Annotated in this window: 12 protein-coding genes, 1 tRNA gene and 1 riboswitch; of the genes, 8 read left to right on the top strand and 5 right to left on the bottom strand. The window is 73.1% G+C overall.

Annotated features, from left to right (window positions below; genetic code table 11):
• The first annotated feature begins 144 nt into the window (after nucleotides 1–144).
• Together AWW66_RS34040 and pknB are read left to right on the top strand one after the other, a co-directional pair.
• On the top strand, nucleotides 145–357 hold the full coding sequence (locus AWW66_RS34040; RefSeq protein WP_157528048.1) for a hypothetical protein: 213 nt from the start codon (nucleotides 145–147) through the stop codon (nucleotides 355–357).
• Nucleotides 354–2,192 carry a Stk1 family PASTA domain-containing Ser/Thr kinase gene (pknB, locus tag AWW66_RS27730; protein WP_067372308.1) on the top strand — a complete coding sequence of 613 codons (1,839 nt, stop codon included), beginning with the start codon at nucleotides 354–356 and terminating at the stop codon, nucleotides 2,190–2,192. The genes AWW66_RS34040 and pknB overlap by 4 nt, the downstream gene beginning before the upstream one ends.
• Before the next feature lie 137 nt (nucleotides 2,193–2,329).
• On the opposite strand, the gene AWW66_RS27735 is transcribed toward pknB, so the two are convergent.
• Genes AWW66_RS27735 through AWW66_RS27750 form a run of 4 tightly spaced genes read right to left on the bottom strand, consistent with a single transcriptional unit; the run spans nucleotide 2,330 to nucleotide 7,061 of the window.
• Nucleotides 2,330–2,980, bottom strand: a complete 651-nt coding sequence (locus AWW66_RS27735; protein ID WP_067372331.1) for an aminodeoxychorismate/anthranilate synthase component II — start codon at nucleotides 2,978–2,980, stop codon at nucleotides 2,330–2,332.
• Between the two features lie 5 nt (nucleotides 2,981–2,985).
• Entirely contained in the window at nucleotides 2,986–3,282 is a 297-nt protein-coding gene (locus AWW66_RS27740; RefSeq protein WP_067372311.1) for a hypothetical protein, read from the bottom strand.
• Nucleotides 3,283–3,285: 3 nt separating this feature from the next.
• Entirely contained in the window at nucleotides 3,286–6,258 is a 2,973-nt protein-coding gene (locus tag AWW66_RS36260) for a class E sortase (protein WP_342671945.1), read from the bottom strand.
• On the bottom strand, nucleotides 6,255–7,061 hold the full coding sequence (locus tag AWW66_RS27750) for a DUF881 domain-containing protein (protein ID WP_067372314.1): 807 nt from the start codon (nucleotides 7,059–7,061) through the stop codon (nucleotides 6,255–6,257). Before AWW66_RS27750 ends, AWW66_RS36260 begins: the two co-directional genes overlap by 4 nt.
• 240 nt (nucleotides 7,062–7,301) lie before the next feature.
• Between AWW66_RS27750 and AWW66_RS27755 the strand changes: the two genes are divergently transcribed.
• The 4 genes from AWW66_RS27755 (at nucleotide 7,302) to AWW66_RS36140 (ending at nucleotide 12,929) form a co-directional block, all read left to right on the top strand.
• Nucleotides 7,302–7,571: a cell division protein CrgA gene (locus AWW66_RS27755; RefSeq protein WP_067372317.1), complete on the top strand. Its 270-nt coding sequence runs from the start codon at nucleotides 7,302–7,304 to the stop codon at nucleotides 7,569–7,571.
• Nucleotides 7,572–7,901: 330 nt separating this feature from the next.
• Nucleotides 7,902–10,121 carry a (Fe-S)-binding protein gene (locus AWW66_RS27760; RefSeq protein WP_067372319.1) on the top strand — a complete coding sequence of 740 codons (2,220 nt, stop codon included), beginning with the start codon at nucleotides 7,902–7,904 and terminating at the stop codon, nucleotides 10,119–10,121.
• A 311-nt stretch (nucleotides 10,122–10,432) separates the two neighbouring features.
• Nucleotides 10,433–11,446, top strand: a complete 1,014-nt coding sequence (locus AWW66_RS27765) for a C40 family peptidase (RefSeq protein ID WP_067372324.1) — start codon at nucleotides 10,433–10,435, stop codon at nucleotides 11,444–11,446.
• A 219-nt stretch (nucleotides 11,447–11,665) separates the two neighbouring features.
• A riboswitch (cyclic di-AMP (ydaO/yuaA leader) is annotated at nucleotides 11,666–11,806 on the top strand.
• Between the two features lie 148 nt (nucleotides 11,807–11,954).
• Nucleotides 11,955–12,929, top strand: a complete 975-nt coding sequence (locus AWW66_RS36140; RefSeq protein WP_281179637.1) for a C40 family peptidase — start codon at nucleotides 11,955–11,957, stop codon at nucleotides 12,927–12,929.
• 195 nt (nucleotides 12,930–13,124) lie between these two features.
• Here AWW66_RS36140 and dcd read toward each other — a convergent pair whose 3' ends face one another.
• Complete coding sequence (gene dcd, locus AWW66_RS27775; protein WP_067372329.1) at nucleotides 13,125–13,703, bottom strand: dCTP deaminase; 579 nt, start codon at nucleotides 13,701–13,703, stop codon at nucleotides 13,125–13,127.
• A gap of 100 nt (nucleotides 13,704–13,803) precedes the next feature.
• On the opposite strand from dcd, the gene AWW66_RS27780 reads away from it, so the two are divergent.
• Together AWW66_RS27780 and AWW66_RS27785 are read left to right on the top strand one after the other, a co-directional pair.
• Nucleotides 13,804–14,370 (top strand): pyridoxamine 5'-phosphate oxidase family protein, encoded by a 567-nt coding sequence (locus tag AWW66_RS27780; protein WP_157528051.1) that lies wholly within the window; start codon nucleotides 13,804–13,806, stop codon nucleotides 14,368–14,370.
• 121 nt (nucleotides 14,371–14,491) lie between these two features.
• Nucleotides 14,492–14,565 (top strand) — tRNA-Gly (locus AWW66_RS27785).
• The last annotated feature ends 14 nt before the right edge of the window (nucleotides 14,566–14,579 follow it).

The raw sequence follows: 14,579 nt of genomic DNA on the forward strand, positions 1-14,579 counted from the left end.
CCCCCGCCCCACCCGCAGGTGCTCCAGCCGGGTCCGCGCGGCGCCGCCGCCGTGCCGCCCGGCCGTCCGCTCGGGTACGCCCGGCCGCCGGCCCCGCCGGAGCCCCGCCGGTCCCACTCGGCGAGCGTACTGATCGTCATCCTGTTGGCCGCGCTGGTCCTGCTCTGCTCCGGCATGGTTTCCTACATGCGTAACCAGGCGTTGCCGGTGGGACCGGGGACACCGGGCGTGACATCCGGTGTGGCCGTCGTCGGGGAACGCGACGATCTGGCCCCGACGTCGTACCGTCGGGTGGAAGGGCTCCTGCCGGCCAGCTTCGGCGAGACGACGACGAGCGAAGGACGACAGACGCGATGACAGCGCAGGCCCGCCTGCTCGGTGGCCGGTACCAGGTCGGCGAGCTGCTCGGCTACGGCGGCATGGCTGAGGTCCACCGCGGTCGTGACCTTCGGCTCGGTCGGGATGTCGCGATCAAGATGCTCCGTACCGATCTGGCCCGGGACGCGACGTTCCAGATGCGGTTCCGCCGCGAGGCGCAGAACGCCGCGTCGCTCAACCACCCGGCGATCGTCGCGGTCTACGACACCGGGGAGGAGACCGCCCCGACCGGCGAGACCCTGCCGTTCATCGTGATGGAGTTCGTCAACGGGCGGACCCTCAAGGAGGTGCTGGGCGCCGAGGGCCGGCTCCAGCCGCGCCGGGCGCTGGAGATCTGCGCCGACATGTGCGCCGCGCTGGAGTTCAGCCACCGGCACGGCATCATCCACCGGGACATCAAGCCGGGCAACGTGATGCTCACCCTGACCGGGCAGGTCAAGGTGATGGATTTCGGCATCGCCCGCGCCCTGGCCAGCGGCGCCACCACGATGACCCAGACCAGCGCGGTCATCGGCACCGCGCAGTACCTCTCCCCGGAGCAGGCGCGCGGCGAGGCCGTCGACGCCCGCTCCGACGTGTACGCGGCCGGTTGCGTGCTCTTCGAGCTGGTCTGCGGGCACCCGCCGTTCGTCGGGGACAGCCCGGTCAGCGTCGCGTACCAGCACGTGCGGGAGACGCCGCCGACGCCGAGCGACATCAACCCGGACGTGACCCCGGCGGTCGACGCGATCGTGCTCAAGGCGCTGTCGAAGAACCCGCTCAACCGGTACCAGAGTGCCGGGGAGATGCGGGCGGACCTGCTCCGCGCCGCGGCCGGCCGGCCGGTGCTGGCCACTCCCGTGCTGCGGGAGGAGGAGGCCACCCACGTCGTGCCGCACGGTGCCGCGGCCGGGTACCCGACGGCCGTCGGTCCCGCCGCGACCCGGCAGGCGCCGGCCGCCCGGGTCGGTGACCCGCAGCGCCGGCGTACCTCGTCCTGGTTGATCGCGGTCTTCGCCGCGGTCGGGGTGCTGGCGGTGATCGCCCTGGTCGCCGCCCTGATGCAGAACCGCGAGGTGGAGAACCCCCAGATCGCGGTGCCGACGCTGACCGGGAAAGCACAGGCGGAGGCGGTCGCCGAGCTGCGCAACGCCGGGTTCAACCCGGTGGTCGGCGAGCCGGTCTTCAACAGCACCTGCGACGAGAACACCGTCACCGAGCAGGCCCCGCCGCCGGGTACCCGGCTGGAGCGGGACCAGACGGTGACCATCCGGGTCTGCGGCGGCAAGCCCGAGGTCACCATCCCGAACGGCCTGGTCGGTTCGACCTTCGAGAACGTCGAGCAGCAGCTCGAGGAGCGCGGCCTGGAGGTCGAGGAGAAGAAGGTCGACAGCGGCGAGCGGGAGGGGACGGTCGTCAAGGTCACCCCGACCGAGGGGACGAAGGTCGCCGAGGGAACCGAGGTCGTGGTCGAGGTCTCCCGGGGCAACATCCGGCAGGTGCCGAACGTAGACGGGCTGACCCGGGAACAGGCCGAGCGGGAGCTGGATCGCGCCGGCTACAAGGTCAACGTTGTCGACGGCGAGGAGGTCCCGGCGAACCAGGCGGGCCGGGTCAGCGGGCAGAGCCCGGCGGCCGGCCGGAGCCTGAAGACGGGCAGCACGGTGACCATCGAGATCAGTGTGCCGGAGGAGCCCGATCCCGAGCCGTCCTCGCAGAGCCCGGAGCCGCCGGACCCGACCGGCAGCCCGACCGGTCCCGGTGACGGTGACGGTGGGGGCGAGGGCGGCGGTCGCCCGTCGCCGATCTCCCCGGCGGTGCGCTTCACCGACTGAGCCCACCGACCGGACGGTGCCGGGCCCGCGAGCCGCCGACACCGGCGGTCAGCGCGACGACCGGGCCCGCGACCGGGTACCGCCGGGCGGGCGGTGCCGGGTACCGCCGGGCCGGCGGGTGGGGTGACGGGTCGGGCTCAGACGGTGGCGAAGGCGGCCAGTCGGCGGGCGTCGACCTCGGCGGCGAGCTCCGGGGCCCGGTCGAGGGCGTCCCGGTGGCCGCAGCTCGCCAGCCAGTTGGCCAGCATCAGGTGCCCGCCCTCGGTGAGCACCGACTCGGGGTGGAACTGCACGCCCTCGATCGGCAACGTCCGGTGCCGCATCGCCATCACCACCCCGGAACCGGTCCAGCCGGTGACCTCCAGCTCCTCCGGCAGGGTCTCCGGCAGGACGGCCAGCGAGTGGTACCGGGTCGCGGTGAACGGGTCCGGCAGCCCGGCCAGCACCCCGACCGAGCGGTGCTCGACCTGCGAGGTCTTGCCGTGCAGCAGCTCCGGCGCGCGGGCCACGGTGGCGCCGAACGCCTCCCCGATCGCCTGGTGCCCCAGGCACACCCCGAAGATCGGCAGCTCGCCGGCGTACCGGCGGATGACGTCCAGGCAGATGCCGGCCCGGTCCGGGCTGCCCGGCCCGGGAGAGAGCAGGATCCCGCCCGCCCCGAGCCGCCCCACCTCGGCGACGTCGATCTCGTCGTTGCGGCGGACCTCGCACTCCACCCCGAGCTGGCCGAGGTACTGCACGAGGTTGAAGACGAACGAGTCGTAGTTGTCGATCACCAGTACACGCATCGTCGTCACCGGTCCGGAGTGGGGGGCGGGGTGTTGTTGCGATCGGTGTCGTACGGCAGGTCGTGCTCGTCGCCGACCGGAGCGTCGTCGTCGCCGGGCAGGTCCGGGTCACCGCCGGCCGGGCCACCACCGGGCTCCCCGGCGGGCTGCTCGACCTGCACGTCGTCGAAGGGCAGCAACGGCTCGGCCCAGGGGAACACCACGTACCAGAGCAGCGCGACGGTCGCCGTGGCGAGCATCAGGCTGCCGATCAGCTTCCCCGGCAGCCCGAACGGGAGTTTGCGCCAGATCCACGCGTACACCGGTCAGCCTCCCAGCTCCGCCGGGCGCCCTTCCGACTTCGCCATCGTACGGTCGAGTTCGGCGTGGACGATGAGTCGCTCGTAGTTGTCGAACTTGGGGTTGCAGGTGGTCAGGGTGAGCATCGCCTTGGTCGGCTTGGCGTCGGGCCGGCCGGGAACCGCGGCCACCACCTCGACCTGCGAGGGCTTCACGATGTGGTTGCGGGAGACCCGGTAGACGTACCAGTTGGTCTTCGACTCCGCCACGATCACGTCACCGTTGTTCAGCTCGTCCAGCCGCCAGAAGGTGGCCCGGTTGCGGTGCCCGGCGACCGAGAAGTTCCCCACCTGGCCGGGCAGGGCGGTGTCCGGGTAGTGGCCCGGGGCGTACCGGATGTCCTTCTGGCCCACCCCCTCGACCACGATCCAGCTCTTGTCGAGCTTCGGGATGTAGAGGCCGGCGATGGGCCGACCCTGCACCGGTGGCTTCGGGGTGGCGGCGGCCGACGGGCCGCTCGACGGGCTGGCCGACGGGGCGACCGTCGGGTCCCCGCTGGGGCCCCACTCCTGGGCGAGCTGCGCGGAGAGGTCGTTCTGGTGGGCGTCCACGATCGCCGACTTGCCCCAGATCTCGTACCCGGCGAAGAGGAGCACCACCAGGCCGAACGTGATCAGGACTTCACCGGAGAAGCGGATGCCGGTCCGCAGTCGGGAGCCGAAGGTGGGCCGGGTCAGCTCGGAGTAGACGCTCTTGTAGCTGTCCCCGGTCTGCTCGGGGCGGAGCTGGACGACCCGCTCACCCCGGCGGCTGCGGGGCTCCTTGGCCGTGCCGTCGGCGTCGGAGCCGACCGGGTCACCGCTGCGCTCCACCCGGGGCACCGCCCCCATCAGGGCGGTCGCGTCGAGGGCCGGCTCGTGCTGCGGGCCGTGTCCCGGCGTACGTCCGGAACCATGCCCTCCAGTCTTGGCGACCGCCGGGATGACGGCGGTGGCCGCAGGGTCGGCCGGTCGGTCACCGCCACCCAGGGCGGCTGGTCGCTCACCACCGCCGGGGGCGGTCGGTCGCGCGCTGCCGACGGGGGCGGCCTGGGTGACGTCGAATCCGGCCGGGCCGGGCCGTGGGTGACCGTCCGGGCCGGAGCGGGCGGGTCCGGAGTGGTCGGGACCGTTGCCGGTCGCCGCCGATTGCTCTCCCGGCTGCCGGTCGCGGCTGTCGAGGGACGTGATGAAGGCGGTCGGCCCGTCGCTGGGGCCGGCCGGTCCACCGGTACGCCCCGGGTCTGCCGCCCGGCTCGCGTCCGAGCTGGTCCGGCTCGCGTCCGGGGTGGCCCGGTCGGTGGTCGGCCAGGCCGGCGCGGTCGACCGGCTGTCCTCGCGCTGGCTCCACCCGCCCTCGTGCGGGCCGCCACGCCGGTCAGCCCGGTCGCTGTCCCGGCCAGCCGCCCAGCCGGCCCGGTCCGCGCTCGACCCGCCGGTCCAGGCGGGCTGCTCCGGCTCCGGGCCCCCGTGCCGCACCGGGCGGTCGGTGCCCGTGCCACCGGCCCAGGCGGGCTGGCCGGCTTCCCGGCCCTCGGCCCAGCCGGTCCGGTCCGTGCCCGGGGCGGTCTGGTCGGTGCCCGGAGCGGTGCGCCAGCCGGCGCGGTCGGTGTGTTGGCCGTTCGGGGTGGAACGGTCCGGGTGCGGGTCGTCGCCCCAGGGCTGCGCGCCCCGGTCGGACTGGTGGGCCTGCGCGCCGTTCGTCATGGTCCCCGGCCCGGTCGGACCGGGGCTCCCGGTACCGGACCGCTGGCCCGCCCCGGTCGCGGACCGTGGGGTACCGCCGTGACCGCCCCCGTCCGGGTAGCCGCCGGCGGCGTACCCGGGCCCCTCGGCCGCCGTGGCGGCGGGGTGACGCGGCGCGGCCGGCTGCTCGGGCCGCTGCTGGCCGGACCAGGGCGGCGGGGCACCCGCCCCGGCGGCGGGGCCCCCGGTCGAGCCGTGGGCCTCCCGCCGACCCGGCGGCTCGGGCTGCCGGTGGGGCTCATGCTGGCCGTGCTGCGGACTCTGGCCGGGCTGTGGGGCCTGGCTGAACTGTGGGGCCTGGCTGTGGTGCGGAGCCTGGCCGGGCCCCTGCGTCCAGCCGTGCGCCTCGGGTCGGCCCTGCGCCTCGGGTCGGCCCTGCGGCTCGGGCCGGCTGTGCGCCTCGGGCCGGGCGTGGGCCTCGGAGTGGCTGCGGGCCTCGGGGCGACCGTGGAGATCGCTTCGGCCGGGGGCATCGGGGCGTCCGGCGGCCTCGGCTCGGCCGTAGGTACCGCTGCCGTGAGCGCCGCTGCTGTGAGCGCTGTTGCCGTGGGTCCCGGCGGTGCCGGGATCGGCCGGCGCGCCGGGGTGGCCGGCGGCGTCGCCAGCCGGCCCGCCCGGGGCGGCACCCGGCCAGGCTCCGTTGCCGGCGGGCCGCCCGTCGGGCAGGTCAGGAGCCGGCGGACGGAGTGCGGTGGCGGGGCGGCCGGGCTGGTTGCCGGGGCGGCTGGCCTCCGGCGGGGCCGCCGGCCCCGCCCAGAGGTCGTTACCCCGGCGCGGATCGGCCACGTGCGGCCCTTGCCGGGGATCGGGGGCCGCGCCCCGAGAGTCGCCGGCTGTCTGCCGAGGATCGGCGGCGGTCACGTGCCGGGGGTCGGCGGTCTGCGCGCCCGGCCGCAGCTCGGGCGTGGGTGTGCCCGGTCCGGGGCTGGCCGGGCGGGTGCCCTGCTGAGGGCCGGTCGACCGGGTGTCCTGGTGCGGGCCGGCCGGGCGGGGGCCCTGCTGGGGGCCGGTCGGGCGGGACGGTGGGACCGGGGCCGGCCACGGGCCGGCGGAGCCCTGCGGGACCGGGGCGGGCCAGGGGCCGGACGGTACGCGGGCCGCCGACTGCGGGTCGGGGCGGTTCACCGGGGGCAGGAACGCGGTGGAGTCCTCGCGTGGCCCGTGGTGGCGGGCGTCGCGCTCGTCCCCCCGCCAGTCGTCCGGCACGCGGTTCACCGGTCGACCTGGGCCGAGCGCAGGGCGGTCGAGTCCTCGAAGGCCGGCACGGTGACCGTGGAGACGGTCTCCGAGTAGCCGAGCTGGTAGTCGTCGACCGCTTCCTTGAACAACCGGACTCCCTTGGAGCCGGCGAGGGCCTGCTGGAGTGCGGCCGGATCGCCGATTGCTACGATCTTGAACGGTGGGGAGTACACCCGGCCGTGCAGCAGCAGGGTGTTACCGACGCAGCGTACCGCGCTGGTAGCCAGCACGCGGACATTCATGATTGACATGGCCTCGGCACCACCGGCCCACAGCGCGTTCACCACCGCCTGGACGTCCTGCTGGTGGACGACCAGCTCGTCGTTGCTCACCCCATCGGGCAGGCTCTGGTCGCCCAGCCGCTGGGCGTCGTTCAGCTCGACCGTCATCCCGGGGCCGGTGAGCGCGGTGAAGCCGGCGGTCTCCCGGCTGGCCTCGGCGCGGTTGCGTTGCTCCGCGATCGGCGTGTCCGACCCGGCCAGGGCGCCGGTGGTGTTCTCCACGTCGGCGCGCAGCTCCGCGGCCCGCCGCTCGCTCGCCGCGACCTGCTCGCGGCGCTCCTCGATGACCTGCGTCAGCTCGGGGCGGCGGTCCTCCCGCAGGGCGGTGCCGCCGGCCGTGGTGGCGGTGGTGGTGAAGAGCAGCCCGGCCGCGGCGGCGATCAGGGGTACGCCGATGGACCAGCCCGGTCGTCGCTGCCGTGGCCGTCGTGGCAGCAGCCCGACGACGGCGCGCCGGAGCACCTTCTGCCAGGAGGCCGCGCCGGATGTGTACTCCACCGAGCCCCACCTTCCCCGTGATCGATCGGTCGTGCCCGCCGGGACGCGGGCCGCTGGTCGGCCTGTCGACCCGAACAGTCCCCCATATTTCGGTCACTCTTAGCAGTGGAGTGGCCCCATTCGTGGCTTGGACGGGTCTTCGGCACTACGCTAGCTGTCGAAACATTATTGGCCATGGACCGTCGCCCTCGCGCCCGGTTGTCAGGCCGGACGAGGTCGTCACCCCCTCTGGAGAGCGTCGTGCCCAAGTCTCAGGTTCGCAAGAAGAAGGTGTACACCCCGCCGACGGACGTCCGTCCGACGGCGGCGACGGCTGCGGCGCGGAGCAAGCCTAGCCCGGTCTGGCTGCCGGTCACGGCGGTCTCGCTGATCGTCTTCGGCATCGGCTGGCTGGTCGTGTACTACCTCTCCGAGCAGGAGTACCCGGTCATGTCGTGGGGGTACTGGAACCTCGCGGTCGGGTTCGGCGCCATGGTCGCGTCGCTGGTCGTGCTCTCCCGCTGGCGCTGACGCCCCCCGGGAACTCTGGTGCCGGCCGTCGGGGGACGGCGGCGGCATCGGCCCGCCGGGTGCTTCCCGGCCACGTAACCCCTGCCCAGCGACGAAGGCTGAACGCACCCTAAGGTGTGTGCAGGGCGGCGCGGCCCGCCAGATGCGAGGAGCCTCACGTTACCGGTGGGTAACCTTGCGCGTAGGCTGCACTGCATGACCGAGCGGAGCGAGGTCATCGGCCGAACGGGTCGGATCTGCGGGAGCGGCGTGCCGCCGCTGGTCCCCCGCTGACCTGTCCCACCGGTCGCCGAGCCGCTCGACAGGCAGCAGACCCGGGAGGCCAACTCGATGGGCAGCGTCCAGATCGTCACCACGATCCTCGCGGCCGCCATCACCGCCGTCGCGGTGTGGCTTGCGGTACGCGCGGTCAAGCAGATGACGGCCGTCATCCGGCTGGGTCAGCCCGACCCGTCGCGCTCCACCGACAGGGGCGCCCGGACCAGGGCGATGCTCCTGGAGACCGCCGGTCACACCCGGATGCTCCGCTGGAGCGTGGTGGGCGCGGCGCACTGGTTCGTGATGCTGGGCTTCATCGTCCTGTCGCTGCTGGTGCTGGAGGCGTACTTCGAGGTCGTCTCCCCGACCGGCGGCCTGCCGCTGATCGGCGGCTGGGCGGTATACGGCCTGGTCACCGAGTGGATCGGCATCTTCGGCCTGATCAGCATCGTGGTGCTGATCGGCATCCGGCTGCGGAACCGGCCGAACCGGCCCGGCGCGCGGTCCCGGTTCACCGGCTCGACCATGTGGCAGGGGTACTTCGTCGAGGCGGTCGTCCTCGGCGTCCTGATCATGGGCTTCGTCATCCGGGGCTTCAAGGTCGCCACCGACCACTTCGAGTACCCGGCCTGGGCCACCCCGCTCAGCCACGCCGTCGGTGCCGCCCTGCCCGGCTGGGAGACCGGCGTCAGCGTCGCCGCCCTCGTCAAGATCTCGATCTCGATGATCTGGGTCATCGTGATCTCCCTGAACGTCACCATGGGCGTCGCCTGGCACCGCTTCCTGGCCTTCCCCAACATCTTCTTCAAGCGGGACCCGGTCGGCGCCGGCTCCGGCCTCGGCGGGCTGCGCCCGATGACGAGCGAGGGCAAGCCGCTCGACTTCGAGGAGGCGGACCCCGAGAAGGACCAGTTCGGGGTCGCCCAGGTCGAGCAGTTCACCTGGAAGGGCCTGCTCGACTTCAGCACCTGCACCGAGTGCGGTCGCTGCCAGTCGCAGTGCCCCGCCTGGAACACCGGCAAGCCGCTGTCGCCGAAGCTGCTGATCCTGAGCTTGCGCGACCACGCGTACGCCAAGGCGCCGTACCTGCTGGCCGGGGGCGGCAAGGACCTGACCGGCGAGGAGAAGGCGACCGCCGCCCAGCTCGCGCACGTCGACGTGCTGGCGCTGGCCGAGGCGGAGAAGCCGCTGATCGGGGACGCCGAGGCCGGTGGCGTGATCGACCCGGACGTGCTCTGGTCCTGCACCACCTGCGGGGCCTGTGTCGAGCAGTGCCCCGTCGACATCGAGCACGTCGACCACATCGTCGACATGCGCCGGTACCAGGTGCTGATCGAGTCGAGCTTCCCCTCGGAGGCCGGCGTCATGCTGCGCAACCTGGAGAACAAGGGCAACCCGTGGGGCGCCCCGCAGAACACCCGGGAGGACTGGACCAAGGGGCTGGACTTCGAGGTGCCCCGGGTCGGCGAGGTGGAGGACTTCGAGTACCTGTTCTGGGTCGGCTGCGCCGGCGCGTTCGAGGACCGGGCCAAGAAGACCACCCGGGCGGTCGCCACGCTGCTGAACGAGGCCGGGGTCTCCTTCGCCATCCTGGGCGAGGGGGAGACCTGCTCGGGTGACCCGGCCCGCCGGATCGGCAACGAGTTCGTCTTCCAGATGCTGGCCCAGCAGAACGTGGAGACCCTGAACGAGGCGTTCGAGGGCCGGGAGAAGGCCAAGCGCAAGATCGTCGCCACCTGCCCGCACTGCTTCAACACCCTGGGCAACGAGTACGGCCAGCTCGGCGGCGAGTTCGAGGTGGTGCACCACACCCAGCTCCTGGCGCACCTGGTTGCCACCGGCAAGCTGACCCCGGTCCAGCCGGTCGACGGCGGCGTCACGTACCACGACCCGTGCTACCTGGGCCGGCACAACCGGGTCTTCGCCCCGCCCCGCGAGGTGCTGGGCAGCGCCATCAGCGGTGGCGCGGCCGGCACCGGCGACGGTGGGCTGATCGAGATGCCGCGCAACAGCGAGCGCTCGTTCTGCTGCGGCGCCGGTGGTGCCCGGATGTGGATGGAGGAGCGGATCGGCAAGCGGATCAACGTGGACCGGGTCGAGGAGGCCATGTCCACCGGGGCGAAGACGGTCGCCGTCGGCTGCCCGTTCTGCTCGACGATGCTCACCGACGGCGTGAACGGCAAGGGGGCCGGCGAGCAGGTCGAGGTGGTCGACGTGGCCAGCGTCCTGCTCCGCTCGGTCAGGCCCGAGCAGCCGGCCACCGGCCGGGAGAGCGAGCCCGTCGCGGGCTGAGCGCGTACCCGGAGAACCGCCGGGACGGACGACGGCGGTGGCACCCCGCGCGGGGCGCCACCGCCGTCGCGTGTCCGGAAAGCCGGATCGGCCGCGCGGCCGGTCCACCCGAATTCTCCCTATCGATGTACGTCGCTCCAGAGAATTCGAATACCGTTGGTACGCAAGCGACAGCGGACCGGTAATGGTGAAAAACCTCGCCTTGCCGAGGCCGCTTGCTTTCTTTAATGTTGGGCACCGGCCGTTTGTGGATCCTCTGTCTCGCCCACCCCTCCTCGCGAGGCGCCCGGCGGTCGTCGGCAAAGGAGTCGGTGCCGGTGGCGAGCCTGCCCCCTCATCGTCGTGTCCCGGAACTGCCCGCCCGCACCCGTGGCGCGCGCCGGGCGTTGACCCGTCTGCTCACCCTCTGCGCGGCGGTACTCGTCGGCGTCGGGGTGTTCGCCGTTCCGGCGCACGCCGAGCCCACGGTCGACGAGATCGAAGCCCAGATCGACAAGGAGTGGCGGAAGCTCGAACCGACCATCGAGCAGTACAACAAGGTCCGCTCCGAGCTGAGGGTCAACCGCCGCAAGTCGGCGGAGCTGGAGAAGAAGATCCAGCCCCTCCAGTTGGAGAGCGAGCTGGCGCTCAACCGGATCAGTGAGCTGGCTTCCCGGTACTACATCATCGGCCCCTCCTACGAGCTGGGCGCGGTGCTGGTGAACAGCCGGCCCGGCCAGCTCGGCGAGCAGCTCACCATGCTCGACCGGGTCGCCTCCGAGCAGCGCCGCCAGATCGAGGGGGTACTGGCCACCCAGGCCAAGTACAACACCGAGAAGGAAAAGTTCGACACGCTCGTCACCACGCAGAGCAAGCAGCAGAAGGAACTCGCCGAGAAGCGCAAGAGCATCGAGGCCGAGATCAAGCGCCTCCAGGCGGCCATGCCGAAGACCGTCGTGAAGGCCACGAACTGCCCCACCGTCAACGGGGTGGTCACCGAGGCGGCCCGGATCGCCATCCGGACGGCCTGTGCCCAGGTCGGCAAGCCGTACGTGTTCGGGGCCACCGGGCCGAACTCCTTCGACTGCTCCGGGCTGACCCAGTACGCGTACCGGGCCGCCGGGATCAGCCTGACCCACTTCACCGGTGCGCAGTGGAACCAGGGCCGGGCGATCCCGCGCAGCGAGGCGCGCCCCGGTGACCTGGTCTTCTTCTTCAGCGACCTGTCCCATGTCGGCCTGTACATCGGCAACGACCTGATGGTGCACGCGCCCCGGGCCGGCAAACCGGTCAACGTCTCCAGCATCAACCACATGCCGGTCGCCGGGTTCCGTCGACCCGGCTGACCCTGCGGCACCCTCGCACAGTGGCCCCCGGCACCGCCGGGGGCCACTGTCGTCGGGTCGACCGGCCCCCACTGGAATCCGAATCGGACTCGCCTCATCTCAGGGGAGTGAGCGAACGTGAGACGGAGTGTCACGGGTCACTCCGTTGCGGATCGACAGGTGCCTCTCTACGCTGATGAACCGTCGGCCGGCAGCAGGTCCGCCCAACCCGGGCGGTAACGGCCGACGCCGCCGAGTCGCCCACCCAGGGCGAGCCGGGGACCCAGGTACGCCGGGGTGAATCCGCAGTCCACTGCGGTAGGGCGTCCCCTTCCGCCCGAACCCGTCAGCTAACCCGGTAGGCGGTTCCGGAGAAGGAGTACCGAGCCCGGTGGCACACCATGCCCCGCGGCCACCGTCCACCCGGCCGGCCCACGCCGACCCGGTGCCGGCTGCGCCGCGCCCACGCTCGTCCCACCGCACCACCGCACCCACTCTCGTCGCCCCGTCCCGTGGCGTCGTCGCGTCCTTGGGCGACACCGCGTCGCGGGGGGTCGCCGCTCTCGTCGTCCTGGCCGTGGCCGGCGGTCTCCTGGTCGGCCTGCCCGGTGCGGCCCACGCCGAGCCGTCGGTGGCCGAGATCGAGCGCCGGATCGACCAGGACTGGAACCGGCTCGAACCGATCATCGAACGGCACAACGCCGTCCGGCAGGACCTCGCCGCCCGGCGGCGCGAGGTCGCCGCCCTGGCCGCCCGCATCGAGCCGTTGCAGCGCCAGGTCGACGAGGCCATGCTGCGGGTCAGCCGACTCGCGGTCCGGGCCTACAAGGGCGAGAGCGTCTCGGCGGTCAACGCCATGCTGGCCGGCCGTACCCCGGGGGAGCTGATCAGCCGGATCGAGCTGATCGACCGGGTCGCCCACCGGCAGCACGAGGACGTCCGGGCGGCCCGGGAACTGCGCGACGAGTTGGCCGCCCGCAAGGCCCCGCTGGACCGGCTGGTCGGCCTCCTCGACCGCACCGAGAAGGGCCTGGCCGCCAGCCGCCGGCAGATCGACGCCGAGATCGACCAGCTCCAGAAGCTACGGCTGCGGGCGTACGGCAAGGGTGCCGGCGGGCCGCTGCGCCCCGCGCCCTGCCCGGTCTCGTACCCGGGTGGCGCGGCCGGCGAGGCGGTCCGGTTCGCCTGCGCGCAGATCGGCAAGCCGTACGTCTGGGGCGCCGAGGGCCCGCACGCGTACGACTGCTCCGGGCTGATGCTCGCCGCCTGGGCGACGGCCGGCGTCCGGCTGCCGCACAACGCGGCCCGGCAGCGCAGGGTGACCCCCTCGGTGAGCCGTTCCGAGCTGCGCCCCGGTGACCTCGTCTTCTACTACCGCGACCTGCACCACGTCGGCATGTACGTGGGCGGCGGCTGGGTGGTGCACGCCGCCCGCGCCGGGGTGCCGGTGACGATGAAGCGCCTCGGCGACAGCCCGATCCACAGCTTCGGTCGCCCCGGCTAGCAGGCGACCTCCTGCCGCCGGCGGCGGTGGGCTCGGCGGTCCGGTCGGGGGCCGCCCGTCCACCCGCGCACCGGCGGACCCGTGGTCCCGTACTCCGACGGGACCGTCAGCGCCGCCCCCGCCGGTCCCGCGGGGGCGGCGCCGGGTTTTCCGCCCCGGCGGCTCCCCTCGCGCGGTACGGCGCGGTGCCGGCCGTCAGCGGGTGGGCCAGGTCCGCCACTGCTGCCAGGACCGGCTCGGCGTCGGCCCGCGCTGACCCTGGTACCGGGAGCCGTAGACGGCCGAGCCGTACGGGTGCTCCGAGGGCGAGGAGAGCCGGAAGATGCAGAGCTGACCGATCTTCATCCCCGGCCAGAGGGTGATCGGCAGGTTCGCCACGTTCGACAGCTCCAGCGTGACGTGGCCGGAGAAGCCCGGGTCGATGAACCCGGCGGTCGAGTGGGTCAGCAGCCCGAGCCGGCCCAGCGAACTCTTGCCCTCCAGCCGGCCGGCGAGCTGCTCGCCGAGGGAGATCACCTCAAGCGTCGAGGCGAGCACGAACTCGCCCGGGTGCAGCACGTACGGCTCGCCCTCCGGCACCTCGACCGGGGAGGTCAGGTCGTCCTGCTGCACCGACGGGTCGATGTGCGTGTACAGATGGTTGTTGAAGACCCGGAAGAGCCGGTCCAGGCGCACGTCGATGCTGGACGGCTGCACCAGGGCGGGCTCGAACGGCTCCAACGCGAGCGTGCCCGCCTTGATCTCGATCAGGAGGTCACGGTCGGAGAGCAGCATCGGGTCACCCTATCGAGCGTGCTGCGGCGGCCCGTTATCCGGTACCGGTGACCAGCGTGTTGGGTCGCTTGTCGTACACGTGTTCGATAGAATGTGGGGCATGGCTTCCTGGTCCGATTTCGCCGCTGACGAGCCCCGCCTCGCCGACGGCATCCGCCTCCTCATGCAGCAGTACGGGCCGGGCTTCGGCTACCTGGCCACGGTCCGCGCCGACGGCGGGCCCCGGGTGCACCCGGTCTCCCCGGTGATCACCGACGAGGGGCTGTTCTGCTTCGTCATCGACTCGCCGAAGCGGCGCGACCTCGAACGCGACGGGCGGTACGCGCTGCACTCCTTCCCGCCGGAGGACAGCGACGACGAGGCGTACGTGGCCGGGCACGCCCGGCCGGTGACCGACCGGGCCCGGGTCGCCCGGCTGGCCGAGATCGGGCGGGCGGCACCGGCGGTCGACTGGCGGCTCTTCGAGTTCAGCGTCGACGTCGCCATGCTCACCCGGCGCGACTTCGGGCTGGACGTCCCCGGCGAGGCACCCCGCCGCCCGACCGTGCAGGTGTGGCTGGACCCGCGCGGCGAGGGCGGCTCGCGCACCCGGGCCGACGACACCGCCGTGTCCGACCCGTGGCCGCCGCACCGCGAGCACGACCCGCAGTGCACCGTGGCGGCCTGACCACCAGGCACCCGTCGCCGGCCCCGTGAGGGGCGGGGTCGGCGACGGGCGGTGGATGCCGGCGGGTCGGGCGGGGGGTCTGGTGCGGGTGGGCGCAGACTCAGGTACAGTGGTGCCGCCTGCGGGTGTAGTTCAATGGCAGAACATCAGCTTCCCAAGCTGACAGTGCGGGTTCGATTCCCGTCACCCGCTCCACGCACGGAAGCCCT

Origin of the sequence: Micromonospora rosaria (genome assembly GCF_001567585.1) — a bacterium.
Classification (GTDB): Bacteria; Actinomycetota; Actinomycetes; order Mycobacteriales; family Micromonosporaceae; genus Micromonospora; species Micromonospora rosaria.

Excerpts from the sequence above, each read along its gene's own strand:
- pknB (WP_067372308.1), top strand. The coding sequence starts at position 354 with ATGACAGCGCAGGCCCGCCTGCTCGGTGGCCGGTACCAGGTCGGCGAG.
- AWW66_RS27735 (WP_067372331.1), bottom strand. The coding sequence starts at position 2,980 with ATGCGTGTACTGGTGATCGACAACTACGACTCGTTCGTCTTCAACCTC.
- AWW66_RS27760 (WP_067372319.1), top strand. The coding sequence starts at position 7,902 with ATGGGCAGCGTCCAGATCGTCACCACGATCCTCGCGGCCGCCATCACC.
- dcd (WP_067372329.1), bottom strand. The coding sequence starts at position 13,703 with ATGCTGCTCTCCGACCGTGACCTCCTGATCGAGATCAAGGCGGGCACG.
- AWW66_RS27780 (WP_157528051.1), top strand. The coding sequence starts at position 13,804 with ATGGCTTCCTGGTCCGATTTCGCCGCTGACGAGCCCCGCCTCGCCGAC.